This is a genomic window from Pseudomonas sp. 2FE (assembly GCF_005503735.1).
Lineage (GTDB): Bacteria > Pseudomonadota > Gammaproteobacteria > Pseudomonadales > Pseudomonadaceae > Aquipseudomonas.
In genome coordinates this window covers 59,593-81,751 of record NZ_SCMO01000007.1, presented here as the reverse complement: position 1 = coordinate 81,751, position 22,159 = coordinate 59,593, and the positions used below count along the sequence as shown (strand labels likewise).

The following is a 22,159-nucleotide window of genomic DNA, read 5'->3' as shown; positions in this document are numbered from 1 at the left end:
GTGCCGCGCAGTCTAATCACGCCGCACTCGCCTTACAATGGCCCGCCACTGGCCGACCAATGCCTCGATAGAGAAAACCTAGCGCAGATAGTTCCCGGGAATCGTAGATATTGCGCCCATCGAGCAGCACCGGCATGCGCATCAGGCCACGAATCCGCAAGAAGTCCGGCTGACGGAACTGTTTCCACTCCGTCACCAACACCAGCGCATCGGCCCCTTCTGCTGCGGTATACGGCGATTCACTCAAGCACAGCTGGCCACTGGCCAATGCCTGTGGATAGCGGGCCGCGACGCCGGCAATAGCCACTGGATCACAGGCTTGCACCCGTGCCCCGGCGGCCAACAAGGCCTCGAGCAAAACCAGGCTGGGCGCCTCGCGCAAATCATCGGTGCCCGGTTTGAAAGCCAGCCCCCAGAGCGCCACCACCCGACCTTGCAGATACCCGGCAAAGTGCTCCTGCAGCGACTCGAACAGCACGGTTTTCTGCAGGGCATTGCGTGCCTCTACGGCCCGCAGAATGGCGGGCTCGAAGCCTTCCTGCTCGGCGCTGCGGATCAGCGCGCGAACATCCTTGGGAAAACACGAGCCGCCGTAGCCGCAACCGGCATAGATAAAGTGCGTACCAATGCGCTTGTCGCTGCCAATGCCACGGCGCACCTCCTCGATATCGACCTCCAGACGTGCACAAAGCCCGGCCATCTCATTGATAAAGGAGATTTTCGTGGCCAGAAAAGCATTGGCCGCGTACTTGCTGAATTCTGCAGCCCGCACCCCCATGCTCAGTACCCGTTCGTGGTTGCGCAGGAATGGCGCATAGAGCCGGCGCAGCAGTTCGGCGGTTTCGGCGTCATCACAGCCCAACACCACGCGGTCAGGGCGCATAAAGTCTTCGACCGCCGAACCCTCCTTGAGAAACTCCGGGTTACTCGCCACCGTCACCCTGAATGCCAGCCCGCGACCAGCCAGACGAGCATTGATGAGTTGCGCCACCCGCTCGGCCGTACCGACCGGCACCGTGGATTTATTCACCACCACGCAAGCCTGCTTGAGCGTCGCCCCCAACTGATCGGCTACCGCCAGCACATGCGACAGATCGGCCGAGCCATCCTCTCCACTCGGCGTACCGACGGCGATAAAGACGATTTCCGCCTGTTTGACGCCCTCTTCAAGCTGCTGAGCGAAACTCAGTTGGCCACTGGCGAGATGGGGCCTGAGCATGGCCTCCAGCCCAGGCTCATAGATTGGCACTTCGCCACGCGAGAGGCGCGCCACACGGAACGGATCGCGCTCGACACAGACCACCCGATTGCCCATTTCGGCAAAGCAGGCCGCCGTCACCAACCCAACATACCCTGCTCCGATTACGCATAGTCGCATCGCCGCACCTCCAGATGAGTTGCAGTGATTGCAGCGAATAGCGGTGGCAAGCGTGTGACGGGGGTGCGACAGCGGCGTGACAAGAAGCCCTGGGCAGATCGGAACAAGCCTCGGAGCGAGCGGCTATTACCGCCTATTGACCTCTACAGTGCGGCTGCCGGGCTGGCGCTGGAACTCCCCGACGCCCGGGTACTCGATGCTCTGGGTGACATTTCCCCTGATTTGCGAGGAGCCGCTGCCCTGAAAGCTTCGCTCGTTCGTGTACCCACCGCTGGGCACAGGATAGCCGCCGTAGTTGTCGTAGCGCTCATAGCGGCTCGAAGTGCCGATACTTCCGCTGGCGCCGGGGCTTATGTAGATCCGGGTGATTGGCGCAGAGCGCAGTTCGTCGGCCGGCTCATAAGCAAAGGCTGCAGAGGCTACGAACGCTGATAGCGCTAGAAGTACAGTAGTGCGTTTGCTCATCTCTTCACTTCGCTAAGAGCCAATCCTCATCGTTACTCGAATTCCGCCTTGGGTCGGCATCATGGGTTTAGGCCAGCAACATGCCCATGAGGTTCATGAAAGCATGTGGAGCTTAAAGATGTAATCCGAGAAACGGAAAACCAGATTGGTGATCAAGGGAGTGAAAAATGAAGGGCGTAACGCCAAGGGGTGGTGTTAATTATCGCGGCCGAATCCGCCATCGATCAGGCGCTCTGCTTATCACCTTTTCTAGTGCGGTGATTGACCGGTGACTGACAGAAAACTTCAAGGCTTCAGAAAAACAGGGGTGCATTCCTGAAACCCTTATGAATAGTGGTGCCCGGAGCTCCTTCCCTTCCAGGTCGCCGTTACTCAGCGGGCTTTCCGCTGGCAGGCTGCACGCTGTCGGGGGCTGACAGGTATCGATGGTAGTCGTCTGCACCAGAAATGGCTGGCCTTTGGTACAGCCGGGCAATGTCAGCAGGCAAAGCAGTGTCAGCCCAATCGCGTACAGGCTTGCTCTCATGCTTGATGGCCTCGGCTTTCTGGTCGTGCTGGCGGACGGCCGTTTTGGTGTCGGCCTGCTTGACCTGGGATTCGGTGATGTTCTCGCGGAGCGGCTTGCCGGTATTGCGCAGGCTGATAAGTGATGCGGACAACGTAGCGTTTGCGGCTTCGACCGTAGCCAGATCAGCTACAGCCGAAGTCAGCGCGCTTTCCTTCCAGCTGATGCGCAGCTCTTGGAGGCCGACAATGGCGGCGACTGCGAGCAGTGCCCATACCCAGATGGGGGATGAGGCTGAGGACTTTCAGGCGCTGAATGGCGCGCTCGGCGTCATGCAGATCATCACGCAACAGACGCTCAGCCTCGGCGCGGTCGATGGTCATGCCCTGCACCACGTCCGGGCCAGTATGACCCCAGCCGATGGTCAACACGCCCACGCTGTCACGGTAGGCGGTCTGGCGCAGGCCCTCGAAGTCCTGGATCAGGGCGAGGCCAGCGTCACTGGTGTTCATACCTGCTCGACCTTCCAGCCAATCAAGCGATTTGCGTAATCGCGCAGCTTCTCGACACCCATGAAGTCGACCGCACCACCCGCGAAGGTGGCCATTGAGTCAGGCAGGCCGAAGTGCGCCAGCAGCGGAACCAGGGTCAGTATGGCCAGGTAGTACAAGGCGCCCTCCATGACCATCTGGCGCCACCCGCCACGGCCGTGGGTCACGCGTACCACGGCAATCAGCACGGACAAACCGAAGGCGTATAGCTGACGGTGGTGTGTGGCCACCCAGGCGATAAATGCCGCCCACAGGTTTAGGCCGTGATCCATTTTCATGGCTCCGTTCCTGGCCGCATGGGCCGCTTGGTGAATAAAAAAGCCCGCAGTGAGGGCGGGCAAAGGAACTAGCGAGAGGGAGTGCCAACGTGAAGCAGAAATAAAAAAGCCCGCACATGGCGGGCTTGGAATTCAAAGTAGGTGGCCGGCGCTGGTCTCCGGCTTACAAGGTTTATCAGGCATCTCGCAGAAGATTTATGAGTTCTTCTGCTTCACACGGCATAAGGGGTGGATCTCACACAGGAGATCTTTCTAACCGTGTACCCTTGGGAACGCGCCCCACGTCTCCTTGCTATCCTCTTGCGCATCAGTCTGCGTTCTCACCTACACCATAAGCATAACAAAGGCCCGACACGTGGGCCGGGCTTTTTAAGATCGTTTTCTTCAGAGGAAAGAACGACAGGATGGGAAAAACTATGAGCGAACCGGACATTTCTGTTAATACGTTACAACGTCTACCGTATGACGCGGTCCGGCGAGCTTGCTCGGTACATATTTCTCCCGAACTCGTAACGATCTTCCTTCTTCAAGTAGATGCAGTGGAGGCGTAGCTGACCAGCAATTGCGGTAGCACCTACATCGGTGATCACCATGCCGGACAAAAGAGCCACTCCCTGTGCATCGACGCTCTGCCTGACGTCCTCCTTCAATAAATCCAAGTGATTCACGCTGCCTCCTTCATCTCGCCAATGACCGCCGCCACCGGGGCTAGCGCCAGCTTGTCCAGATCATGGCACCCGTCGAAGCATAGCTGGATGAAACCACCCCACTCCCTGCCCCCACTGTTCAGAAGATAACTTCAGGTCGTCGGTTTCCAGCAACGCGGCGCGGAATGCCTCGGGGCTCGCTAGCGGGTCTTCGCATGCACTCTGCCCGCCCTGGTGCATGCGACGGTAGCGATAGAGCACGCCCTTGGCCACATACTCGGCCTTCTGCCACTTCGCCCTGGTCATGCGGCCGCCAGCCTGGACGAGAGCGCGATAGGCGCCATGGAAAACGATTTCCTCGGCGGTTTCTCGATCCTCTGCAGTCGGGACAGGGCTGTACAGCCAGTTTCCAAAAGCACGGATGTCAGAGCGGAGTGTGCCGATGGCCATTTGAACTCGACCGGCGATAGTCAGGTGGACGCAACCGCCAGTCGATCTTGTGCTGTCAGGGCGAGTGCCTTTCACACCAGGAGCGAACACAAGGCGGCTGTAGGTGATCTCCTTGCCGCTCTCGTCGATCTCCGTGGCCTTGCGCCGAACGTACCCGGACGCCTCGATTCAGCAGGTTCAGGTCAGGAAAGCCCTTACGGTTACCGGCAGCCTTCTGCCGGCAGGCGGTGCGCATCTTCATCCAGGCCCCGCCAGCGGATGCAGCCAGGCGCCCTATCAGCGTTGGGTACTGCAGGTCGAACCACTCGATCAGCGCCATCTGGTCTTGCTCTTCCGTGGGCAGTTGGCTCATTCAGAACCCTCCCTGGCGGCTTGGACGTAGTGGAAGTTCGTCAGATTCACCATGGTCAGCCGTCCACCGAACACGGCGCCGGTGTCGATGAATAGGTGATTGCCCAATTGGGCGGGTTTGCACAGCACGGTATGCCCGCAGAAGACGAAGGCGATGTTGTCGACGGTATCGGTCCGCTCGCTGCTGATCCGCGTGCGGCCCCAGATGGCCTGGGCTTCGATGTAGCGCAGTGGGTCACTCTCGTCCTGCAGGCGACTGGTGAAATCCTTCCAGTCGCTTAGCGGGCGGCGATCGATCTCGTCATGACACGACGATCAGGCCCAATCAGTAAGCGTCCAGCAGCTCCGGACAAAGCCGAATCCAGTGGCGATATCATGCAAGCCAGGGATCAACTTGGGCATACCACCGTCGTCATGACCGAGTAGTACATCCGCGAGCGTAAGGGCAAGAAAGTAACCCCGACGCGATGAATTGCGGCCCAAGTCATTAATTGCGGCCCATAAACTAACAAGGGCCTACATGCGAAATCGCCTGTAAGCCCTTGATTTTAAATGGTGCCGGAGCCGGGGTCGAACAGTGATGCGTATCCCAAGTATTCACTGGGAGTATCCAGTAGGCAAGTGAGGACGTATCCCTAAACGTATCCCTAAATCACAAACTACCCCCTTCATCGTGACGCGTAACGAACCGACATATGCGCTTATACAGTGGAGCCCCCTCTTTTACGGGCACAAAAAAGCTGAGTCACCGTAACACTGGCACAACCCCGCATCGCTTGCTCTACATGGCCCCGGCAAATAATGACCTTGCTACCTACTGGGCGCATCAGTTGTTGTGTTTAGGGCTAGGCGGCCCGAAAAATTTAGCGGCCCGAAGGTATGTTTTTAACCACCTCGCAGTCGGTTCGGCCACTCGCTCGATGCCCCGTCAATCAAGGGCTTTCGAGGAAAATCCTAGGTTTTCTGCTGAACGGATTGGCCTGCCTGTGTTAGCTGGCGGGCAATCGAGATATTCAGCATCACTACACAACAACCAACCACTGAAAATGGGTCGTACACAGCGAACGCGCGGGCCCCGAATTACCCTCTATGGGGGTGGGGGCCGGGAGTACCTTTTGATAAATACTCTCGGTTGTCGCCACCCGATACCCCTGCCCAGCTCGGCACACATCAAGCACAAGTCAGCGGCTAGGGAGGCTAACCACTACGTCATCTCTGACCCTGGCTCACACCCCACACGTCCGACCCTAGCTCCCCCCAGGCTTACTAACCTGCCTCCTTGGCTCTACTCATTTTCTTAATTTCGCGGGTAACCTCTGAAGACTTCGTGTAGCAACGCGAACCTCAGAATTGAGCAGGAGTTTTCACACCGCCTGGACCCAAAGCAGACAGTGCGAAACGTTAGGGCTGAGTCGTGGGCCGAGGGGTGTCGACTTGAGTGACCGGTTAGGCATCTGCTGTCCCCAGCAGTCCTAGTCGCTTTGCTTCCAGATGCGACGTGTATGTTACGGGCCGAAATTCAACCGAGAAGTTAGACTTGCTACGAGAACCCTGCCAGAGCTGAACGTGTTCGTTTTGCCCTGCGAGAACTAACGCGATGATCTCAAATGCAGTGAAGGGCATGTCCGGGCCGAGGTAGATGCCGGTGAGTGATTCGGACGGATACCGATACGCCGTGCCGGCTTGGCTATGAATAGCACGCCACTCGTGCTCGTATGCCCAATCGATCGCTTTGGTGCAATAAAGATCGACTACAGGGTCGTAGTCTTCATCGCACAGCATCGGAACGACGTCGATAACAGGCATGTCTTGCGTGTAGCGGACCTTCTTAATTTTGTGAAATGGATCGGCCGAGGTTGAGAACTCCAGGCAGAAACCTTTGCAATGATCTCCGTAGTGAGACCACATCAACAGGCTGTCCCTCTTCTCTGAAAAGCAGGTGACCCCACGCTGTGACAGAAACTTTGTGATCATGTCATCTAAGGTGTTCTGACCTATGCGAAGGAGCATATGCCGAAGTGCAGCCGGGGATGCCGTCTCGAACTCTCGCCGAACCCTATTTTCGATTTCGGGCTTCGCTAAGTAGTGACTTCGCACTCTCTCAACATCGACGTCGGTTGGCTCCTTAATGCGCGGTGAAAGCGCGCAGTCATAAGGGTCATTGAAAGCGAGCGGGGAACCGAAATAGATCAATTGGTCCTTCAGGTTCTGAAGCGACTGTGCGGTAAAGGCCTCGTACTTGTAGAGGCGCAGCGGCGGTGACATGGGTTCAAATGCCTAAATAAAATCCTGACGCTACTGTTTCGCTATCAGCCTGTCCACCGTCCGCTGCTGGCCCAGGCTGTGTGAAAACTCCCGCTCAATTCTGAGGTTCGCGCTGCCACGCGAAATCTGCAGAAGTTATTCGAGCCAGCTTGCATATAGTCCGCGAGAGAGCATCAAATTTGATCATTGATTGATCAGCGCTTGGCACTCAAAACGTTTTCACACAGCCTGGGCCGTTCTCTGCCGGTCGTCACTGCGGCGTGTGCTGGTCAAGTCGAATGCAATTGACTGGTCAGTGGCAATGCAAATGGGAGGTCAAGTGCGATGCAATTACGCACCCAGGCCAAACCGGAGCCCAGCAACCACACTGGTTGTCGCGTGCTAGATTAGGATTCAGTGCGCTTGGCATGTCCACCTTGCCGCCTTTTCTTGCGCTGACAGAGGTGAAGAAAAACAACATGTTAAGTGCTCAGGTTGCGTGTTTTTTGGTCAAAAAAGGTGGACAAAGGGCACCGATTTCGCCGGGCTGGAAAATTCGCGAACCGCGCGGGCCTGACGACCGTAATGGAAAAAAACTCTACCAGAGGGACCCAGTCTTCTGAGGAGGGACTGAATAACTTGACCAAGCGCCTGCATGCTAGAGGCCAAAGCAGGCAACCGTGCACGGGCACCTTCCTTCTGGAGAGTGATCTCGCCATAGATGGTAATGTTGTCTGCTTAAGTGCGCGTATGTTCTGATAACTCTGACTATGGCTTCGAAAAAAACTACACGATGATTCCACTCTGGCCATCGCCACGACGGACAGCGCGCTGCGTGAAGCGTGGGACTGACGTCGCCAGAGAGCGCGCATCAGGCCTAACTTGATGGTCAACAGTATCTTGATTTGTGCACCCTCCTCCCAGAGCAGTGCAAAGGAGAGCTTTTATGAGGCTTGAACGTCTAAGCCTGCGCGACTTCCGCTGCTTTGATGAGTTGAATGTTGAGTTTGACCCAAAGCTGACCGTCATCATTGCGGAGAACGGGGCCGGCAAGACGGCTATTCTTGATGCAATTGCAATAGGTTTTGGCCGTTACCTTACCAAGCTCCCCGGCATCACGGGCCTGACTATCAAGGACTCTGATATCCGCCTTAATGAGCGGGAGCGTCGTGAACCTTTCACGATGCTTGTATGGGAAGCGAAAAGCAGGGAAGGCAAAGATATAGTCTGGTCAGGCGGTCGCAGACGTGATAGTGCAGTGACTGCCACCAAAATAAAAAAAGCACTGTCTGACCGTTTCCAAGACTCTCTCGCGCTTGGCGTGAAGCAGCTCAACGAGTACACCCTGGCTCTAGTTCAAGCGGCAGCTGAAGACTCACCATATTTCCTGCCAGTCATTGCCTACTACGGCACGAATCGCGCAATTCGTGACGAGGTTCAACGTAGGAGAGGCTTCAAGAAACAATTCTCACGTTTTGAGGCGTTGGCTGGAGCCCTAGAGCCTGACTCGCGTTTTCGGGCTGCATTTGAGTGGTTCAATGCGATGGAGGACCAAGAGCGACGCGAGAGGGAATCACTCCGTGATTTTGATTATCGTCTACCCGAGCTCCAGCTTGTGCGGGATGCAATCGTGCGCATGCTGCCAGATGGCTTCAGCAATCCGCGCACCGAAATTCGACCAGTGCGCTTCGTTATTGACCGGAAAATGCCAGACGGCGTGACTCGTACGCTCCGAATAAGCGAATTGAGTGATGGTTACAGGGTCGTGCTGGGCTTGGTGATGGATCTTGCGCGCCGCATGGCGCAAGCGAATAACCAGATTGGTGTTGGCACCAAAGAGGCTCTGAATCCGCTGGACTTGCCAGCTATCGCACTCATCGATGAAGTTGATCTGCACCTTCACCCTGCGTGGCAGCAACATGTTCTTACCGATCTAACACGTACATTCCCTGGCACGCAATTCATCGTTACCACCCATAGCCCCCAAGTGTTAAGCACCGTCAAGCGAGAGAACATCCGTATTATCGGCCCGGATGCAAACGGCAAGATCATTGCCGCTTCTCCACTCGCGATGACCTACGGTGAGCCCAGCGGAGACGTGCTGCATAGCGTGATGATGGTTGACCCGCAGCCGCCAGTTAGCGAAAAGGCTGACTTGCAGCGGTTGACTGAATGGGTGGACTTAGGCCGCTACAAGACTCAAGAAGCAAAACTTCTCATGCAAAGTCTAAGCAAGGCACTCGGCAAACAACACCCTCAACTGCTGCGGCTTGAGCGCAGCATCCAACGCCAAGAGGCGCTGAAGGGATGAGGAGTATTTCCAAGGTTGGCGATGGTGGCTACCACCTAAATCGGGCACACAACAATCCACCAGCAACCAGCCAGCAGGCAACGAGCCGCTGGAGTAGTTTTGGTCACAAAGATGAAGTTCTACGATTCCTGCTGGATGAGCAGTACCATTTATGCTGCTACAGCGAGTTGCGCGCAGATGAGGAAGGCTTTGGTTATCACATTGAGCATGTGGAAAATAAAAGTCAGAACCCGCCACGCACTTTTGATTACAGCAATCTTGCTGCCAGTGCCCTTGATATCGTAAATGGTCTGCAAACGCTCAAGGTACAGGGGCACGCGGCTTTTGGAGGCCATGCACCGGGAAAACAGCAAGGGTGTGACATCAATCTTTTCGTTTCCTGCCACCAACCAGATACCGCTAGCTTCTTCGCTTACTTGTCCGACGGCCGCATCGTACCTAGTCCCGTTTCAGGGGCCCATGAGCGAGGGTGCGCACAACACACTATCGACACTCTCAACCTTAACAGCCCCTACTTGATCACACGTCGACGTCAGTGGTGGGATGAAATGGACGAGCTATTCCAAGAACACGAGGCGAAAGGGTGGAGTCTTGAGAGCTGGGCCGTAATTGAACTGGTCCCTATCAACAACCGACTTCAACGATTTTTCAGTCTCACACGTCAGCTCTTCGGCCAAATTGCTGAGACGACCCTGCAAGAGCATTCACCCGAGCTTGTGTGAAGGCTGCGACTCTTCCCTAGTCAGTCTAGCTATGTGTGGTAATGGCAAGCTGATCAGACCGAACGCGAAATGTCAGTCAGTGATCATGTGAGGCAAATGTGCTAGCTCAGTAAATACAAGGCAGCAGTCTGCAAGTAGGCACTTTGCCAGTTTCTAAAACCTACTCCCCTGTAATCAATTTCGAAGCCGTCGCCCAGCCCCGCCGCCACTGGTTCGGGCGGTAGGGGCTGGACTGGACATGTCTTGGTTATGTCCTGGCTGTGCGACCCTCGGCAGGACTGTGCAGGGCCGCAAAGCCGCGCTCATCGAGCCAGGCATGCCAGCGCTCCAGGGCCTGCCGCTTTTGCGCCTCGGCAGTGGTGTGGATGTAGGTCACGTCCAGGGCCTTCAGCGCATGGTTCAGCAACAGCTCGCCAATTAGGTAATCGACGCCCAGGTCAGCCCAGGCCGTGCGGGCTGTTTTCCGCAGGTCGTGACTTGTCCATTCCTCGCCCGACAACGCGGTAAACGCCAGTTGCGCCTGCATTTCGCTAAAGGGCCTGCCCTGCACGCCGGGGAACAGATAGGCGCCGTCATAGCCGGTGGCAAGTTGGCTCGCCCGGTAGCGACTCAGGAACGCGCACGCCTGGGCAGTGAGCGGCAGCGTGTGGGCTTTCTTGGTCTTGGTATCGACGGCAGGGATATGCCAGGTTCGTCCAGCCAGGTCGAAGTGCCGCCACTTGGCTTGGCGGGTTTCGCCGATCCGCGTGCCGTGGGCCAGCATCAGCACCGCCAGGCCGACCCCGTTTCGTTCGCGGGTGTAGCGCGCGGCCCACTGCTCCAGCAGGCGCACACAGTCGGCTGGGCGCAGGCGGGCGTCCTTGGGCTTGATCTTGGTCTTGATGAAGTCGGTGAAGGTCACCCCGGCCAACGGATTGATGCCAATTAACCCCAGGCTGGTCGCTTGCTTGATGGCGACCTTGAGCACGCCGAATACCAACCGAACATGCGCCACGCTGTACTGCGATTGCAGCGGCCACATCAACTGGGTGTCCAGTGTGGCGCGGTTCAGTTCGACCAAGCGCACAGCGCCCAGGCATGGGATGAGCTGGCATTTCACGGCCGAGCGCGCGGTGGCTTTTCGGTTCTTGCTCAGGTTGCCGTCGTTGGCGACGCGCTGTGCATACCACTCCAGCACATCGCCCACGGTAGACCACCCAGTCGTGGCCAGTGCCCCATGCCGTGGCTCCACTGCCAAGCGTTTCAAAACCTCGGGCAGGATGGACAACATCGCCTTAACAGGCAGGTCGGGGTAGTTGCCGACCTTATGCCAGTAGGCTTTCCCTTTGGAGCTGTGGACAACAAAGAAGCTGCCCCGCTCCCGGCTCTTGCGGTAACGAAAGCGGATCGGGCGCATGGTGTCGCGCAACTCTGCGACTTCGCCGTCGCCTGCGTGCTTTTTGATGGCCGCTTCGGACAGGGTGACGCTTACGGTTTTAGGCATGTGGAGCCTCCAGGGTTGAAATGAGGTGGTCGGTGGTTTGTTGGTCGTATTGCGCGCGCAGCTCGGCGCCGGCCGAGCAGTGCGTGGGGGAATTGGCGAGGTGGGCCCGACAGGCGCGACACACCATGACGTGGCTCAGATAGGTGTCACGGGCAGCCAACCAGGCCGCCGGCACTGCTGCGGCGATGCTTGAGTCGGTGGCCGGTGCCGGCGAATGCTGCGGGCGTGGCGGTGGTGTCCAACCATGCGAGCGGATTAGCCGGGCGACATCACTGATACGGCCGCGCGCGGCGAGGTCATCGGCATCCAACCGGCCGCTTTCCAGCAGCCAGCCGGGCGAGCAACCCAGCACGGCAGCCAGTAATTCCAGCCACTGCGCAGCGGGCAGGTTCGAGGTACTGCCGCCCTCTGCTTTGGCGGTGCTGGGCAGCGACTGCCGCACGAATGCACCCAGGGCGGCCAAGTCGAGTCCCGCCGCTTTCGCCGGCCCGCTACTGCGCGCTACCTGCTGTTGGCCTGGGTCACACCGGGAACACCGGGAACTGCCAGCAATAGCAGGGCCTGTAGCTGTTCCCGGTAAAGGATTTGATGGGGAACACCGGGAACAAAAGAACAGAGCACTGTTCCCGGTTGTTCCCGGTGTGTTCCCGGCCTGTGACCCAGCAGAGTTACCTGCAAAGGCCCGTGCCTGCTGCCCCTGGCGGCTTGTTCCCGGTGTGACCCTGGGCTTTCTGGTCGGAGAGTTCTGGCACACCATGGCTATTCCTCCATGGCGGCCAGCAAGGCGGCGGGATTGACGGCGTAAACCCGCGCGATGCCTTCACCTTTGACCCGCACACGCTTGGTCAAGCGGCCGTCGCGGTCGTTGTCGCGCTCGGCGATGGCGCCGACATTGTCGAGGCAGGCCAGCACGCGCCGCGTATCGAAACCCTGGGCGGCGTCCGCCAGTGCGTGCGGAGTGAACAGGTACAAGCGCCCTTCACCATGGGTGCGATACCAACCGGCGCGGTCATGCACCGCTGCGCTATCGGTGCCGTCGATGCTGGCAAAGCGGGCGGCGTGTCGGTCGATGAAGGTGGACACTGCCCGGATGATCTTGGCGTCTTCGGACTGACCACGGCCTCGAAACTCAGCCCAGGCACCGAACAGTTCCCGCATTGCGGCGATGGCGGTGCCCTGCGGCCACGGCAGCAACTCTCCCTGTATGGCCAGTTCCCCGGCCAGGGCGGCGATAGCGAATCGCGCCGCCGCACGCGCATCCTGCCCGGTGCCCACGGGGAAGCCCTGGCGCATGTCGGCGAACAAGGCTTCCAGCTCGGTGGCTGCATCTGCCTCGGCCGCCTGCGCACGTGTCACCAGCAGCTCGACAAAGTCCGGCCCAAGCTGGCCGTAGTGTTTCGCTGTCGCGCGCTTGAGGATGTCGGCGAATGCCCGGCCGGCGCCCTTGCGGCCATCCTCGCTCGCCGAATCATGGGGCAGGCCCAAGCCGTGCAAATCGTCATAGGCGCCATAGCGGCGATAGGTGGGCACGTCCAATAGGCGCAGCTCTTGGCCGGCCTTGCTGCGCATCCCGGCGCTTTCCATGTGCTTGCCCATGGTCAGCTCGCCACTGGACAGCACCATGACCCGCCACTTCTGCACTTGGCGCGGCAGCCCCGATACCTTGCCGCGCTGCCGGCCGGTGCCATTACCCAGGGCGTAAATGATCCCGCCCACGTCCTGGGGCTTGGCCTCGCCGATTTCATCCAGCACTAGCAGGGTGTCATTGCGCAGCGTGGCCACGCCTTCCAGGCCTGTGCTGGTGGCGTTCCAAGTGCGTAGGAAATCGCGCGGCTTGCCCCACACACTGGCGGCCACGGCCAGCGCAATGCTTTTGCCACTGGAGCTGTCGCCCAGCAGGTGGAAGCCGCCGCCGTCGGCGTCGAGCAGGGTCAGCAACGGCCCGGCCAGGGCCGCGCAGACGGCGAGAATCAGCACCGGATTGCCCAGGCAGCGGGCGGCCACCTCGGCTTGCCAGCCGGGCAGGTCGCCGGCCGTGTCGTACTCATGGCCGCCGGCCTCGGTCGACTGAAACACCACGTCGCCGCCGCCGATCACCCGGCGCGGCATGACGAATAAAGCCGGGCCATGCCAGCCGGTGCGCGTGGCCGCCATGGCTTGGCGTTCCGGGCTGCTGCTCATCAGGTAGTCCATCAGCGCTTGCCGCTGCTTGTGCGGGATGGTCGCGCCCATGTTGAGCAGTACCGCGCGCAGCTCGGCTCCGTCACCAGCCAGCATCTCCATAGGTGCGGCCCATTGCTTCCAAGCGCTAGCCCCTTTGGGCAGCAAGTGAAGGAGCCGACCGAAGTTCTCCCCGCGCTCATCGCAGGTAATGGCCAACACCTCCAGCGGCGAGCAAACCAGCGTGTCTGTTTCCGCATCGTCGCGGATGCCGTGAAAATAGAGACCGGGGGCCAGGATGTGGCCCTGCCGCGTCTGCACCCAAATGGAGTAGGTGGCCCAACTCGGCCGGGCGGGTGTGACCGTGGGGTGCTTGATCTTCACCTTGCGTTTCTTGGGCACGGGCTTGCTGGTCAGTTTGCTCGGCCGCTTTCCGCTGGGCATGGCTTCCCCCTGACCAGCAGCCCCGAATGCCTCGAACGGCACCGACTGACTTGCCCTATCGGTCATGGTCGGCATCCCAGCAATGCAGGTCGTTAAAGTCGGAAAGCTCCAGCGGCGTACCCGCCGGCCAATCGGGGAACACCACCATGGCCCCAACTGCCAGGGCGGCGGCATCGGCGGCCGCGCGGCCGGGGTTGCCGTCACTCAGGCGGTCGTCATCGCCGGCAATTACAAGCTCTATCAGGCTGCCGTACTTGGCGCGCAGGGCCTGCGCCACCGGGCGCAAGTTGCCGGCATTCATAGCGCAGGCCACGGCGTCGGCCCCCTCGTAGTGTTCAAACAACGTGGCCCCGGTCGCCCATCCTTCGCAGACATACAAGCGCCGCCCCGGCTCGACTCTGCCCAGCAAGTGGAAGGCCCCGAGCACCTGGCCACCGAACAGGAAACGCTTGCCGCCATCGGGGCCGATCCGTTGCAGGTTCACCAGATCGCCCGCCGTGTTGATCAGCGCCACAAGCAGTTCGCCGCGATGCTCGCGCAGGCCGTGGGGTTGCAGCCGCTTCGCGACTAGATAGCCGTGCGCCGGGTGGGCGGCGGCGCTGGCCTGCCAGAGCCGGCGGGCAAAGTTGGCGGCGACCTGTTGCTTACTGAGTTTGTCGGCGGCCTCTCGGGCGGTGCGCTGCTCGGCTTCCAGTCTTGCCACCGCAAGCCGCCGACGTTGGCCATCGTCGTGACTATCGCCAGTGCTCTGCCGCCCCTCCAGCGCGTCTAGGCGCAGCCCCAGTCGGCGGGCCAGGTCGCAAGCGGCGTCCGCCTGATTCACGCCAGCCAAGTAGGCGGCCAGCGATACCAAATCACCCCCACCGTCACCGCACGCGAAGTCATGCCAACGTCCATCTAGCAGCGAAACCGAAAAGCTCCCGGCCTGCCGGTCGGCTCGCGTGGGGTTGCGGGCATGCCATTCGCTGCCCTTGCGGGTGCCTTCCGGCAGCAGTTCAGGCACCAATGCGGCGGCGTGCTGCAATGCGACGGCGGCCACTGCGCGTATATCCTCGACTATCCGGGCTTTCTTCAGGCAAGCCGATCCCGGCAACGCCTCGCGGCGCTGTTGAAAATAGCTCATGGGTTATTCCTGGCTTACGGGTGACAGGTGGGGAGTTGCCGGGCGGTGATTCGCGGTGGCGCGAATGCCGGCCAATGCGCTGTTCGCGTTACAGGTCAGGGCCGCCAACTGTGCTGACAGCCCAGCCAAAGCCGCCAGCATCAAGCAAATATCGACGGCGACACCTTCGTCTAGGCGGTTGGCACTTGCGGCGCCATCCAACAGTTCGCCGATGGCGGCGATACCGGAACTCAACCGCTCGCCCTGGCACTCGGCAATACAGGCTAACCATTCAAGGCTGCGGGCCTGCTCAGGCAGGTTGTCTGCGGTGGATGCCGTCGGGGTTGCGATCAGTTCCCGCCAGTAGTTGGGAGCACTCATTTTTTCGCGCCCTCGGAGCTGTCGGCCTGGGTCTTGTCCCGCGCGGCAATCTTGGATTGCAGCCAGGCTTCGACCTCGGCCACAACGTAATAGGCTGCTGCCTGGCGGGCGTCGCCATCCTTGATGGGCTTGGGGAAGGTTGGGTCTTTCGTCTTGAGTTTGGCGAGGCCGGAGCGGGTCACGTCCAGCCATTGGCAGAGGGCGGGCTGACGGATCAGCCCTTTACTTGGAGAGGTGGTGTTTGGGTGCATTTATCCGCTTCCGTGTCCATGTGGTTGTCACGGAGCGGATTCAATACCACTAGCCTAAGCGCGTGTCCTAATAGGAAAAATCATTTCTCATTAGCACGCGTTCGGGCATTTTTAGCTGCTTCTGCGGCCTCTACAAAAAATTTCTTTGCCGTTCCTTTTCCGTTCAAATCATCGCAGATACCAATAGCGGCTAAATCGTCTTTCAGCATGGCTTCTGCCCTATTGGGATTATCCACCAGTGGGTAGCCCGCTTTATTGGCTAAAGCAGCGATGATCAGATACAGACTTGTGCGCTCACGGGGGTCTAGTGGGCGTTCGGGACTTTTCGTTTTTACGGTTACGGCGCTTTCGCAATCAGCGAAGGGGCCGATAATCCATACGGTTTTTAAGTCCATGTCATAATCGCCCGGGTCCTCCCATGTTTGGCAGCAACCGTGATTGATTCGTCGAACGTCGCCCTTAGACAGATAGCGCTTCACGTTCTTAGCTGCCTGCCTGACCTCCTGATCGGCATAAACCCTGACGTAGTGTTGCTCAGTTACCGGCTCCAAACGGCCGTCATTTCGGGACACGAAAACCCGATAAACCCAGCCGTTATTGGCTTTTACTAGCCCGTCGCTTGGTAGTGGAAACGGCAATACCGCCCATTCCTCACCTTCGAGTCCTCCTGGGTCACGGGTTGTCAGGTTAGCCAGGTTGCCGTATTCGATAGCATCGTCATATACGAGATGAAAGGACGTTCCGTTGTACAAATCTTTGTTCTTCGGCATGAACTGCATGTAGGCGGGGACAATGCCTCGGCGAGCACACTCCTCCATGTTTTCAGTGGTGATTCTCTTACCAGTCAGATCTACCAGCGTTTCGATGGCCTTGTGCTCTTCGATGTAACCATCCACAGCTTTTTCTTTGATATCACTACTCACAGCACTACCTCTTGTCTCTTGCCCGTGTCTTTGGCCGTTATCCCTATGCCTGCGGGTTAGTTTGATGTCGGGTGGATCAGGCCCGCTTGCTCAAAGCGACGACGTTAGCTCCGCCCCGATGGGCGAAGTCATACGGCGTCACATGCTGCTCGCGGTTGGCGTCCATATAGTCGGCCCACCACTGCATCATCAGCCGCCGTTCTTCAATGTGTTCGGCCTTGTGGATGTAGGCCGCCCTAACCCCGTTGCGCTCTTGGTGACTCATCTGCCGCTCTACTGCGTCGCGCGACCATAGGCCAGACTCAACCAACGCGCTGCACGCCATTGAGCGGAAACCATGGCCGCAAATTTCGGTTTTGGTGTCGTACCCCATACGCCGCAGAGCCTTGTTTACCGTGTTCTCGCTCATGGGTTTGTGGTGGTAATGGTCGCCAACAAAAACCAAATCAAAGCGGCCGGTAAGGTGTTGCACCTGCTCGACAATGGCTAAAGCCTGGCGGGACAACGGCACCAGATGCGAGGTACCCATCTTGGCTCCACGGTGCGAGCGCTTAACCCCTTCAATCTCGGTACGCACGCCGGGCATGGTCCAGATTGCGCGCTTCAAGTCGAATTCAGGCCAGCGGGCAAAACGCAACTCGCTGGAGCGAACGAACACCAGCAGCGTCAACATGGTGGCCAACCGGGTCAGCGGGCGCCCGCCATCGGCCTCAATGCGCCCTATCAACTCCGGCAGTCGATCCAACGGCAAGGCTGGCCGATGCGTAGTCTTGGGACTAACTGTGCCACCGATCAAATCTAATGCTGGATTGAACTCAATCAGGTTGTGCTGAACAGCCACACGCATGATGCCGACGATGCGTTGACGCAGACGGCCAACCAGATCAAGCGCCCCTCGTTTCTCTACAGCTTTGAGTGCCGCCAGCAGATCGCGAGTTTTCAGCTCAGAGACCAAGCGCTTACCGAGCACAGGAAAAAGGTCGGCCTCAATCTCTTTCAGTACCCGAGCGGCATGGTCTTTCGACCACTTGCCCATTCGGGCGTGCCAGTCCCGCGCTACAGCCTCAAAGGTATTCGTGCTCTCTGCGGCTTCATCGATCTTCACCTGGCGCGCTTGCTCGACAGGATCAAGCCCGTTGGCCAACAGCTCCAGCGCCTCGGCTCGCCGAGCCCTGGCACCTTTGAGAGTCAGCGCCGGGTAATTGCCAAAGGCAGTCAGGCCGCCCCGGCCGTCTGGCTTGGTGTATTTGAATCGCCAGGACTTCACACCAGTAGGCTTAACCAACAGGTACAAGCCCTGACCATCAAACAGCTTGTAGTCCTTCTCTCGCGGCTTCGCGGCCTCGCATTTCGGGTCTGTCAGAGGGGTAACAGTGCGCGCCATAGGGATACGTTCCTTGTCGAACCAGACATATCCCTAAACGTATCCCTAAAATCAGGGGTTGTACAGGAACATCTGAAATCATACAGGCACAAAAAAACCGGCCACGAAGGCCGGTTTGTCTGGGTTTCAGGTGCATATGGGAGCATCTGAAATCTTGCTATTGGTGCCCGGAGCCGGGGTCGAACCGGCACGTCCTTACGAACGAGGGATTTTAAGTCCCTTGCGTCTACCAATTTCGCCATCCGGGCGGTAGAACGGTAAATCTTGGCTATGGGTGCTTGCGGCAGAATCGACATCCGCGCCCCATGGCGAGCGCAGGAATATATACAGCCCTACCCTGCGACGCAAGTTTCAACGGCTACAAATTGAGCGCGGAAGGAACATCCACCTCAATAGAAAAAGCCCCGTAGATCAAAGATCTACGGGGCTTATCTATAATGGAGGCCGAGGTCGGAATCGAACCGGCATAGACGGATTTGCAATCCGCAGCATAACCACTCTGCCACCCGGCCTCAAACGAAGACGCCGCAAACTGCGGCGTCAACGTCAACAAATTGGAGCGGGAAACGAGACTCGAACTCGCGACCCCGACCTTGGCAAGGTCGTGCTCTACCAACTGAGCTATTCCCGCGTCTTGGTGACGGGCGCCATTCTATAGAATCCAAACACCCCGTCAACCCCTTGATTCAAAAAAGCTTATTATTTTTCGCGGTTGGGCTGAGGTGCGGCCAGGCGGCGATCAGGTACTGCACCATGGACCACAGCGTCAGCGCCGCCGCGACAATCAGCAGTACATAACCGAGTACCACCCAGACCGTCAGCAATGGCGGGTTAGCCAACAAGATCACCAGCGCCACCATCTGCGCAGCAGTCTTCCATTTGCCCAGGTTAGATACCGCCACATGCGCCCGCGCACCTAACTCGGCCATCCACTCACGCAATGCCGAGATGACAATCTCTCGGCCAATGATGATGGCCGCCGGCAAGGTCAGCCAGAGAGTGGCGTGCTCCTCCACCAGCAACACCAGCGCTACAGCCACCATCAGCTTGTCCGCCACCGGATCGAGAAAAGCCCCAAACGGCGTGCTTTGCTCCAGGCGGCGAGCCAGATAGCCGTCGAGCCAGTCAGTGATGGCAGCAAAACCAAACACCGCACTGGCGGCCAGATAGCTCCACGAGAACGGTAGATAGAACAGCAAAATAAAGATCGGGATCAGCAGGACGCGCAGTATGGTGATCAGGTTGGGGATATTCATCGGCACGACTAGGCTGCGAGGTGAGCCGGCATTCTACTCGCTGTGCAGGGCGGCATAAATCAGCTCGGCGAGCTTTTTACTGATCCCGGGTGCTTTGGCGATTTCTTCGGTGCTGGCGCGCGCCAGCTCTTGCAGGCCGCCGAAATGATTGAGCAACTCACGCCGGCGCTTCGGCCCTACTCCGGCGACCTCTTCCAGGCTGGAAGTACGGCGCGCCTTACCACGCCGCGCACGGTGCCCGGTAATGGCAAAACGGTGCGATTCATCGCGAATCTGCTGGATCAGGTGCAGCGCAGGTGAATTGCCCGGCAAGGTGAACTCGTGGGCCGCATCATTCAGGTAAAGGGTTTCCAGCCCGGGCTTGCGGGTTGTGCCCTTGGCCACCCCGAGCAAGATCAGATCCGGCACCGCCAACTCTTGCAGCACCTCTCGCGCCATCGCCAACTGCCCTTTACCACCGTCCACCAGAAGGATATCCGGCAGCTTGCCCTCGCCATCCTTAACCTTGCTGAAGCGACGAGTGAGCGCCTGGTGCATGGCGGCGTAGTCATCGCCCGCCGTGACTCCTTCGATGTTGTAGCGGCGGTAATCGGATTTAAGCGGCCCTTCTGGGCCGAACACCACGCAGGAGGCAACAGTCGCCTCACCGCTGGAGTGGCTGATATCGAAGCACTCCATCCGCTGCGGTGGCTCATCCAGATCCAACGCTTGCGCCAAAGCATCGAAACACGCGGCGAGGTGCTGACGATTGGCCAGGCGCGACGCGAGCGCCTGCTCGGCATTGGTCACCGCCAACTGCTGCCAGCGCGCCCGGGTGCCACGCACGCGGTGACTGATACTCAGCTCCCGCCCCCGCAACGCTGAAATCGCCTCGATCAACGCGGGGAAATCGTCGTGGCCGGCATTGACGATGAGCTCGCTAGGCAGATCGCGCTCATGACTGCTCAGGTAGTACTGCGCCAGAAACGCTGCCAGCACTTCACTGACATCTTCTTCAATGGCCACCTGCGGGTAGAAGTTCTTGCTCCCCAGCACGCGCCCGCCGCGCACGCTGATCAGGTGTACGCAAGCCCCCCCCGGGTTGACCATGGCCGCGACAACGTCCACATCGCCTGTGCCGCCCTCCATGCTTTGTTGATCTTGTACGCGCCGCAGCAGGGAAATTTGATCGCGCAGTTCGGCGGCACGCTCAAACTCGAGGTTCACGGCCGCCTGCTCCATGCCACTGGACAACTCGTCAGTCAGGGCATTGCTGCGCCCCTCGAGGAACATGACCGAGTGCCGCACATCCTGAGCGTACTCGGCGGGATCGACCAAACCGACGCAGGGGCCTTTGCAGCGCTTGATTTGATATTGCAGGCAAGGCCGGGTGCGGTTTTTGAAGTAGCTGTCTTCGCACTGACGAACCAAAAAGGTCTTCTGCAATAAACTGAGGCTTTCACGAATGGCCCCGGCGCTCGGGTAAGGCCCGAAGTAGCGCCCCTTCTGCTTTTTGGCGCCACGATGAATGCTCAGGCGCGGATAGTCACCGTCGGACAGAAACACGTAGGGGTAGGACTTATCGTCCCGCAGCAGGATGTTGTACGGCGGTCGCCATTCCTTGATCAGCGTCTGCTCAAGTAGCAGCGCCTCGGTCTCGTTGGCGGTGATGGTAGTTTCGATCTGAACGATCTTGACCACTAATGCGGCGGTCTTCGGCGCCAACCCCGTCTTGCGGAAATAGCTGGCGAGGCGTTTCTTCAGGTTTTTCGCTTTGCCCACATAGAGCAGCTTGGCGTCCGCATCGAACATGCGATACACGCCAGGCCGCCCACTGCAGGTGGCGAGGAAGGCGCTGGAGTCGAACGGTTCAGCCATCTCAGCTGGAAGCATCGACCATGCCATGACGCACGGCCAACAAGGCCAATTCCACGTCACTGGTAATCGCGAGCTTCTCGAAAATGCGATAGCGGTAGGTGTTTACCGTCTTCGGCGATAGGCAGAGCTTGTCGGAGATGCTCTGCACCTTCTGGCAGCCGGCGATCATCAAGGCAATCTGGATTTCACGCTCAGACAGCAAATCGAAGGGCGAGCTATTGGTCTGCGGCTGGAAGGACTTCAGCGCCAGCTGTTGTGCAATCTGCGGGCTGATATAACGCTGGCCGGCGAACACCATCCGAATGGCTTGAACCATCTCCTCCAGCGCGGCGCCCTTAGTCAGGTAACCGGCCGCACCGGCCTGTAACAGGCGCGTGGGAAACGGGTCATCTTCACAGGCGGTCACGGCAACGACTTTCAGGTCGGGGTGGCTACGCAGAAGTTTACGGGTGGCTTCGAGCCCGCCGATGCCGGGCATCTTGATGTCCATCAGCACGACATCCGGCTTTAGCTCGCGGGCTTTTTTCAGCGACTCTTCACCCGAGTCAGCCTGCCCCACCACTTGCAAGCCATCGATATCGGCCAACATGCGGGTGATGCCTGTTCGAACCAAATCGTGGTCATCGACCACTAGCACCCTAATCAAGCGACACCTCGTTGTGCGTCAAAAGCCGCTCATTGCAGCGGTCTTATCGGATGCTGGCCACCTTAGCAAAAAAGCCTCGGCAAGACCTAGCTTGGCGCATAACCGTCAAATAGCGAGCGCCAGGATTTGGGTTGTGGTGCTGCTGATTTGAACGAAGAGAAGATGGCGGAGGCGGTGGGATTCGAACTCACGGACCTGTTACAGTCGACGGTTTTCAAGACCGTTGCCTTAAACCACTCGGCCACACCTCCGCAAAAGTGCGGGCGGCAATAATACCGGAACGAAACACACTGTCAAACTCTCGAGATTGGCAGTGGCAAGGTCTCTGTTATGATTCTTTTCGACCTTGGTCACGGAACCCTTAGTCCCT

24 protein-coding genes, 4 tRNA genes and 1 pseudogene are annotated in these 22,159 nt (G+C 58.8%); 5 read left to right on the top strand and 24 right to left on the bottom strand.

Features of this window, described 5'->3' with window-relative positions:
• Nucleotides 1-16: 16 nt before the first annotated feature.
• The 3 genes from FFS12_RS12935 to lysC all read right to left on the bottom strand — a co-directional run bounded on the left by FFS12_RS12935 (nucleotide 17) and on the right by lysC (nucleotide 2,369).
• Complete coding sequence (locus FFS12_RS12935) at nucleotides 17-1,378, bottom strand: UDP-glucose/GDP-mannose dehydrogenase family protein (RefSeq protein ID WP_137887193.1); 1,362 nt, start codon at nucleotides 1,376-1,378, stop codon at nucleotides 17-19.
• A gap of 126 nt (nucleotides 1,379-1,504) precedes the next feature.
• Nucleotides 1,505-1,843, bottom strand: a complete 339-nt coding sequence (locus tag FFS12_RS12930; protein ID WP_137887192.1) for a hypothetical protein — start codon at nucleotides 1,841-1,843, stop codon at nucleotides 1,505-1,507.
• 199 nt (nucleotides 1,844-2,042) lie between these two features.
• The gene (gene lysC, locus FFS12_RS20475) at nucleotides 2,043-2,369 is read right to left on the bottom strand and encodes an Rz1-like lysis system protein LysC (protein ID WP_218568977.1); all 327 of its coding nucleotides are present in this window, start codon (nucleotides 2,367-2,369) and stop codon (nucleotides 2,043-2,045) included.
• Here lysC and FFS12_RS20220 point away from each other — a divergent pair.
• On the top strand, nucleotides 2,368-2,493 hold the full coding sequence (locus FFS12_RS20220; RefSeq protein WP_256657379.1) for a hypothetical protein: 126 nt from the start codon (nucleotides 2,368-2,370) through the stop codon (nucleotides 2,491-2,493). The genes lysC and FFS12_RS20220 overlap by 2 nt on opposite strands.
• 40 nt (nucleotides 2,494-2,533) lie before the next feature.
• Here FFS12_RS20220 and FFS12_RS12925 read toward each other — a convergent pair whose 3' ends face one another.
• The 5 genes from FFS12_RS12925 to FFS12_RS12905 form a co-directional block, all read right to left on the bottom strand.
• Nucleotides 2,534-2,860 (bottom strand): lysozyme, encoded by a 327-nt coding sequence (locus FFS12_RS12925; protein WP_137887191.1) that lies wholly within the window; start codon nucleotides 2,858-2,860, stop codon nucleotides 2,534-2,536.
• Nucleotides 2,857-3,177 (bottom strand): phage holin, lambda family, encoded by a 321-nt coding sequence (locus tag FFS12_RS12920; protein WP_137887190.1) that lies wholly within the window; start codon nucleotides 3,175-3,177, stop codon nucleotides 2,857-2,859. The genes FFS12_RS12925 and FFS12_RS12920 overlap by 4 nt, the downstream gene beginning before the upstream one ends.
• Before the next feature lie 455 nt (nucleotides 3,178-3,632).
• Nucleotides 3,633-3,845: a hypothetical protein gene (locus tag FFS12_RS12915; RefSeq protein WP_137887189.1), complete on the bottom strand. Its 213-nt coding sequence runs from the start codon at nucleotides 3,843-3,845 to the stop codon at nucleotides 3,633-3,635.
• Between the two features lie 60 nt (nucleotides 3,846-3,905).
• Nucleotides 3,906-4,274, bottom strand: a complete 369-nt coding sequence (locus FFS12_RS12910) for a hypothetical protein (RefSeq protein ID WP_137887188.1) — start codon at nucleotides 4,272-4,274, stop codon at nucleotides 3,906-3,908.
• 55 nt (nucleotides 4,275-4,329) lie between these two features.
• Complete coding sequence (locus FFS12_RS12905; protein WP_137887187.1) at nucleotides 4,330-4,626, bottom strand: hypothetical protein; 297 nt, start codon at nucleotides 4,624-4,626, stop codon at nucleotides 4,330-4,332.
• 338 nt (nucleotides 4,627-4,964) lie between these two features.
• Here FFS12_RS12905 and FFS12_RS20390 point away from each other — a divergent pair.
• Nucleotides 4,965-5,051 (top strand): annotated as a pseudogene (locus FFS12_RS20390) (integrase); the annotation flags it as partial.
• A gap of 1,020 nt (nucleotides 5,052-6,071) precedes the next feature.
• Here the strand turns inward: FFS12_RS20390 and FFS12_RS12895 are convergent.
• Nucleotides 6,072-6,890, bottom strand: a complete 819-nt coding sequence (locus tag FFS12_RS12895; RefSeq protein WP_137887186.1) for a DUF2971 domain-containing protein — start codon at nucleotides 6,888-6,890, stop codon at nucleotides 6,072-6,074.
• A gap of 407 nt (nucleotides 6,891-7,297) precedes the next feature.
• Between FFS12_RS12895 and FFS12_RS12890 the strand changes: the two genes are divergently transcribed.
• The 3 genes from FFS12_RS12890 (at nucleotide 7,298) to FFS12_RS12880 (ending at nucleotide 9,902) form a co-directional block, all read left to right on the top strand.
• Nucleotides 7,298-7,492, top strand: coding sequence for a hypothetical protein (locus tag FFS12_RS12890; RefSeq protein ID WP_137887185.1), 195 nt, complete (start codon nucleotides 7,298-7,300; stop codon nucleotides 7,490-7,492).
• Between the two features lie 323 nt (nucleotides 7,493-7,815).
• Nucleotides 7,816-9,180, top strand: a complete 1,365-nt coding sequence (locus FFS12_RS12885) for an AAA family ATPase (protein WP_137887184.1) — start codon at nucleotides 7,816-7,818, stop codon at nucleotides 9,178-9,180.
• Complete coding sequence (locus tag FFS12_RS12880; protein WP_137887183.1) at nucleotides 9,177-9,902, top strand: retron system putative HNH endonuclease; 726 nt, start codon at nucleotides 9,177-9,179, stop codon at nucleotides 9,900-9,902. The genes FFS12_RS12885 and FFS12_RS12880 overlap by 4 nt, the downstream gene beginning before the upstream one ends.
• A 247-nt stretch (nucleotides 9,903-10,149) precedes the next feature.
• On the opposite strand, the gene FFS12_RS12875 is transcribed toward FFS12_RS12880, so the two are convergent.
• The 15 genes from FFS12_RS12875 to FFS12_RS12805 form a co-directional block, all read right to left on the bottom strand.
• Nucleotides 10,150-11,385, bottom strand: a complete 1,236-nt coding sequence (locus tag FFS12_RS12875; RefSeq protein ID WP_137887182.1) for a site-specific integrase — start codon at nucleotides 11,383-11,385, stop codon at nucleotides 10,150-10,152.
• A complete protein-coding gene (locus FFS12_RS12870; RefSeq protein ID WP_137887181.1) occupies nucleotides 11,378-11,827 on the bottom strand; it encodes a hypothetical protein in 450 nt (149 codons plus the stop codon). The genes FFS12_RS12875 and FFS12_RS12870 overlap by 8 nt, the downstream gene beginning before the upstream one ends.
• A 317-nt stretch (nucleotides 11,828-12,144) precedes the next feature.
• A complete protein-coding gene (locus tag FFS12_RS12865; RefSeq protein WP_137887180.1) occupies nucleotides 12,145-13,989 on the bottom strand; it encodes a DUF927 domain-containing protein in 1,845 nt (614 codons plus the stop codon).
• A gap of 55 nt (nucleotides 13,990-14,044) precedes the next feature.
• Nucleotides 14,045-15,112, bottom strand: a complete 1,068-nt coding sequence (locus tag FFS12_RS12860) for a toprim domain-containing protein (protein ID WP_137887179.1) — start codon at nucleotides 15,110-15,112, stop codon at nucleotides 14,045-14,047.
• Between the two features lie 3 nt (nucleotides 15,113-15,115).
• Entirely contained in the window at nucleotides 15,116-15,472 is a 357-nt protein-coding gene (locus FFS12_RS12855) for a hypothetical protein (protein WP_137887178.1), read from the bottom strand.
• Nucleotides 15,469-15,723: an AlpA family transcriptional regulator gene (locus FFS12_RS12850; RefSeq protein WP_137887177.1), complete on the bottom strand. Its 255-nt coding sequence runs from the start codon at nucleotides 15,721-15,723 to the stop codon at nucleotides 15,469-15,471. The genes FFS12_RS12855 and FFS12_RS12850 overlap by 4 nt, the downstream gene beginning before the upstream one ends.
• 80 nt (nucleotides 15,724-15,803) lie before the next feature.
• A complete protein-coding gene (locus FFS12_RS12845) occupies nucleotides 15,804-16,646 on the bottom strand; it encodes a hypothetical protein (protein ID WP_137887176.1) in 843 nt (280 codons plus the stop codon).
• 76 nt (nucleotides 16,647-16,722) lie between these two features.
• The gene (locus FFS12_RS12840; protein ID WP_137887175.1) at nucleotides 16,723-18,030 is read right to left on the bottom strand and encodes an integrase arm-type DNA-binding domain-containing protein; all 1,308 of its coding nucleotides are present in this window, start codon (nucleotides 18,028-18,030) and stop codon (nucleotides 16,723-16,725) included.
• 161 nt (nucleotides 18,031-18,191) lie between these two features.
• A tRNA-Leu gene (locus FFS12_RS12835) sits at nucleotides 18,192-18,278 on the bottom strand.
• Between the two features lie 190 nt (nucleotides 18,279-18,468).
• Nucleotides 18,469-18,542: transfer RNA gene (locus FFS12_RS12830), tRNA-Cys, on the bottom strand.
• Nucleotides 18,543-18,585: 43 nt separating this feature from the next.
• A tRNA-Gly gene (locus FFS12_RS12825) sits at nucleotides 18,586-18,661 on the bottom strand.
• Between the two features lie 55 nt (nucleotides 18,662-18,716).
• Nucleotides 18,717-19,286 carry a CDP-diacylglycerol--glycerol-3-phosphate 3-phosphatidyltransferase gene (gene pgsA, locus FFS12_RS12820; protein ID WP_137887174.1) on the bottom strand — a complete coding sequence of 190 codons (570 nt, stop codon included), beginning with the start codon at nucleotides 19,284-19,286 and terminating at the stop codon, nucleotides 18,717-18,719.
• A 33-nt stretch (nucleotides 19,287-19,319) separates the two neighbouring features.
• Nucleotides 19,320-21,143: an excinuclease ABC subunit UvrC gene (gene uvrC / locus FFS12_RS12815; protein WP_137887255.1), complete on the bottom strand. Its 1,824-nt coding sequence runs from the start codon at nucleotides 21,141-21,143 to the stop codon at nucleotides 19,320-19,322.
• Between the two features lies 1 nt (nucleotide 21,144).
• On the bottom strand, nucleotides 21,145-21,789 hold the full coding sequence (uvrY, locus tag FFS12_RS12810; protein WP_119955230.1) for a UvrY/SirA/GacA family response regulator transcription factor: 645 nt from the start codon (nucleotides 21,787-21,789) through the stop codon (nucleotides 21,145-21,147).
• 163 nt (nucleotides 21,790-21,952) lie between these two features.
• Nucleotides 21,953-22,040 (bottom strand) — tRNA-Ser (locus tag FFS12_RS12805).
• Between the last annotated feature and the right edge of the window lie 119 nt (nucleotides 22,041-22,159).

Excerpts from the sequence above, each read along its gene's own strand:
- FFS12_RS12895 (WP_137887186.1), bottom strand. The coding sequence starts at position 6,890 with ATGTCACCGCCGCTGCGCCTCTACAAGTACGAGGCCTTTACCGCACAG.
- FFS12_RS12855 (WP_137887178.1), bottom strand. The coding sequence starts at position 15,472 with ATGAGTGCTCCCAACTACTGGCGGGAACTGATCGCAACCCCGACGGCA.
- FFS12_RS12890 (WP_137887185.1), top strand. The coding sequence starts at position 7,298 with ATGTCCACCTTGCCGCCTTTTCTTGCGCTGACAGAGGTGAAGAAAAAC.
- FFS12_RS12905 (WP_137887187.1), bottom strand. The coding sequence starts at position 4,626 with ATGAGCCAACTGCCCACGGAAGAGCAAGACCAGATGGCGCTGATCGAG.
- FFS12_RS12860 (WP_137887179.1), bottom strand. The coding sequence starts at position 15,112 with ATGAGCTATTTTCAACAGCGCCGCGAGGCGTTGCCGGGATCGGCTTGC.
- FFS12_RS20220 (WP_256657379.1), top strand. The coding sequence starts at position 2,368 with ATGCTTGATGGCCTCGGCTTTCTGGTCGTGCTGGCGGACGGCCGTTTT.
- FFS12_RS12865 (WP_137887180.1), bottom strand. The coding sequence starts at position 13,989 with ATGCCCAGCGGAAAGCGGCCGAGCAAACTGACCAGCAAGCCCGTGCCC.
- FFS12_RS12840 (WP_137887175.1), bottom strand. The coding sequence starts at position 18,030 with ATGGCGCGCACTGTTACCCCTCTGACAGACCCGAAATGCGAGGCCGCG.
- FFS12_RS12930 (WP_137887192.1), bottom strand. The coding sequence starts at position 1,843 with ATGAGCAAACGCACTACTGTACTTCTAGCGCTATCAGCGTTCGTAGCC.
- FFS12_RS12910 (WP_137887188.1), bottom strand. The coding sequence starts at position 4,274 with ATGGCCATCGGCACACTCCGCTCTGACATCCGTGCTTTTGGAAACTGG.
- FFS12_RS12885 (WP_137887184.1), top strand. The coding sequence starts at position 7,816 with ATGAGGCTTGAACGTCTAAGCCTGCGCGACTTCCGCTGCTTTGATGAG.
- FFS12_RS12875 (WP_137887182.1), bottom strand. The coding sequence starts at position 11,385 with ATGCCTAAAACCGTAAGCGTCACCCTGTCCGAAGCGGCCATCAAAAAG.
- lysC (WP_218568977.1), bottom strand. The coding sequence starts at position 2,369 with ATGAGAGCAAGCCTGTACGCGATTGGGCTGACACTGCTTTGCCTGCTG.
- pgsA (WP_137887174.1), bottom strand. The coding sequence starts at position 19,286 with ATGAATATCCCCAACCTGATCACCATACTGCGCGTCCTGCTGATCCCG.
- FFS12_RS12920 (WP_137887190.1), bottom strand. The coding sequence starts at position 3,177 with ATGAAAATGGATCACGGCCTAAACCTGTGGGCGGCATTTATCGCCTGG.
- FFS12_RS12850 (WP_137887177.1), bottom strand. The coding sequence starts at position 15,723 with ATGCACCCAAACACCACCTCTCCAAGTAAAGGGCTGATCCGTCAGCCC.
- FFS12_RS12925 (WP_137887191.1), bottom strand. The coding sequence starts at position 2,860 with ATGAACACCAGTGACGCTGGCCTCGCCCTGATCCAGGACTTCGAGGGC.
- FFS12_RS12880 (WP_137887183.1), top strand. The coding sequence starts at position 9,177 with ATGAGGAGTATTTCCAAGGTTGGCGATGGTGGCTACCACCTAAATCGG.
- FFS12_RS12935 (WP_137887193.1), bottom strand. The coding sequence starts at position 1,378 with ATGCGACTATGCGTAATCGGAGCAGGGTATGTTGGGTTGGTGACGGCG.
- uvrC (WP_137887255.1), bottom strand. The coding sequence starts at position 21,143 with ATGGCTGAACCGTTCGACTCCAGCGCCTTCCTCGCCACCTGCAGTGGG.